Below are 2,385 nucleotides of genomic sequence, written 5' to 3' on the forward strand. Positions count from 1 at the left end.
CGCGCCCGAGGGGGTGGTCGGGCGCGCCCGGGCCTGAAGGTGCTCCCCCGTCGCCGGCGCCCAAGGGAGAGGAGGCGGTGTCGGGGCGCCTTCAGGCCGCTTGTCGGGCAGGCTCGGGGCCTGCGGATGAACGGGTCATGAGTTCGTGGCGCACGTGGGCGACCACAGTGTCGGGGTGAGCGGTGGCTTCGCCTGGGCCGCACTCGACGACGCGCCAGGTGGCACCGCCGATGCTGCGGCTGCGGACTCGGATGTCGGGGATGCTCTCGTGTCTTGACGGCGCCGCGCGGGGGCGATGGGCCGGCGGTGCCTCGGTCGACGTTTCGATCGACGTCTTGGTCGGCACTTTGGTCGGTGCGACGGGGGGAGTCGGCAGTTCGGAGGTCCCGTCCGGCGCGGGGTGTTTCCGCGGTGGTTCCACGTCCGCCGCGAGGTGGAGGTCCGGCCACGCGAGTGTGAAGCGGTGCAGCACGCGGCCGAAGGCGGACATCACCCGCCAGCCGGGTTCCGCGGGCGGCACCCCCGCCGCCACGAGGGAGAGCCGTAGCCGGGTCTCCTCCGGTCCGGTGCTGCCGGCATCCGCCAGGCGTACGGCCTCGATCAGGCGCCGTACTCCGGCGAACCCTGCGAACCTTCCTGCCATGGACTCCAGTTGGCGTTTGGTGACCTGCCGCTGATGCAGGAAGGCGTCCAGGATCGCGACGGCCTCGGGGAGCGGTTCGGTGCGGGCGATGTCGGCGGCGGTACGCAGCGGCGTCGTGACCTGCACACCCGCGATCGTGGTCACCTCCCCTTTCTCGAAGTTCCGGATCCGTCCCAGGCATCCGCCGCGGCGGGGCAAGGTGGCCCCTGACGGCACGGCGAACTCGGCCGGGTGGGGCCTGCCGTTTTCGTCGTGCGTCCCGGCGGCGCCGATCCCCCATATCCACGCGGCGGTCCGCCCGCAGATGACGGCACCGGGCAGGAAGGCGGCGACCGCCTTGGCGCGGAGCGTGGGGGTGTCGGGCATGTGGCTGCCGACGTACACCCCCTGGACCACACGTCGGACGTCGCCGTTGCGCAGCCACCTCCTGAGCACCGCCAGACTGAAGCCGCGGTCCGCGGCCTGTGCGGCGGTGAAGGGCTTGGAGAACAGGTCTGTGAGATCGATGTCGCCGGGCATGCGCTCAGTTTGGGCACCGGCGGACGACGGCGCCTCGCGTCGTCCACAGGTGCGCTCCGGTACTCCGCTCATCACACCGGCCGCTGGTCCCAAGGCAGTTCCCCGCCCCCGATCTCCGGCGGGGCGGCGGGAACAGCCGGCTTGAAAGGCTTCGGCTTACCCGGGTTGGTCGACTTGCCCGGGTTGGCCGGCTTACCCGGCTCAGCGGGCTTGATCGCGGCGGCGGGCTTCGCGGGCTTCGTCGGCTTGGTGGTCGCCGCGGGCTTGACGGGCTTCGTCGGCTTGACCGTGTTCGTGGGCGTCGTCGGCTTGGTGGGCGGCTTGGTCGCGGGCTTGGTGGGCTTGGCGGGCTTGGCCGCCGACTTGCCGCAGCCCTTCTTCGCCCGGTACAGCACCTTCCAGGTCGCCGGATCGGTGTAGCCGGTCTCGGCGACCTTGTTGCACTTCTGCACCCAAAGCACCGCGCGCGTGGTCTCCGGACCGTAGATCCCCGACACGTCGAACTTCTTCGAGTAAGCCGAGCGCGTGGTGATCAGGCACTGCACCTGGGCCACCGCCTCGCCCTCCGAGCTCTCCCCCAGCTCCGGACGGAAGTCCTGCGGCACGAAGTTGCACCGCGGCGCCGCGGCGGACGGCGTGGCGGCCGCGTGGGCGGACGCACCCGCACTGGGGGCGACGATGCCGGCGCCGGCCGCCACGACTCCGGACAGCATGATCACCGCGGCGCGCGTACGGCTGCGACGGGCGGTACGGGAGATGGGACGCATGGCTCCTCCTGAGCGTCGTGCCGCGGGTCGGTTCCCGGGGCACGGCTGACGCTACGGAGCTCCCAATCGGNTGCGACGGGCGGTACGGGAGATGGGACGCATGGCTCCTCCTGAGCGTCGTGCCGCGGGTCGGTTCCCGGGGCACGGCTGACGCTACGGAGCTCCCAATCGGACACGGAGAAAGCAGATCATCACACCAACACGCGGCGATTCGCCGGAATTGCCACGGTACTTCAGCCATGAATGCACCCGCCGCGCCGGAGGTCCCAACCGTCTTCCCCAATCGGCGCGGCCGCGGCAACGCACTACCGGTCGCCGACACGCCTGCCCGTGGAACCGGGATCGCATGATCACCCGGCGCGGAGCCGGCAGGGGCAACAGCTAGTGCTGTGACCGGAAACGTTGACCGGGTTGCCGGGTGATCAGGCTGCGTTGAGGAGAGGGCGTCCGCCGTAG

General features: G+C 71.3%; 2 protein-coding genes. Both read right to left on the reverse strand.

Annotation, left to right across the window (positions count from 1 at the left end; genetic code table 11):
* Window positions 1-91 precede the first annotated feature (91 nt).
* Complete coding sequence (locus ACRX5S_RS18455; RefSeq protein WP_436774039.1) at window positions 92-1,162, reverse strand: type IV toxin-antitoxin system AbiEi family antitoxin domain-containing protein; 1,071 nt, start codon at window positions 1,160-1,162, stop codon at window positions 92-94.
* Between the two features lie 71 nt (window positions 1,163-1,233).
* Window positions 1,234-1,929 carry a peptidoglycan-binding domain-containing protein gene (locus ACRX5S_RS18460; protein ID WP_436774040.1) on the reverse strand — a complete coding sequence of 232 codons (696 nt, stop codon included), beginning with the start codon at window positions 1,927-1,929 and terminating at the stop codon, window positions 1,234-1,236.
* Between the last annotated feature and the right edge of the window lie 456 nt (window positions 1,930-2,385).

The sequence above is a fragment of the Yinghuangia sp. YIM S09857 genome (assembly GCF_051388915.1).
Classification (GTDB): domain Bacteria; phylum Actinomycetota; class Actinomycetes; order Streptomycetales; family Streptomycetaceae; genus Yinghuangia.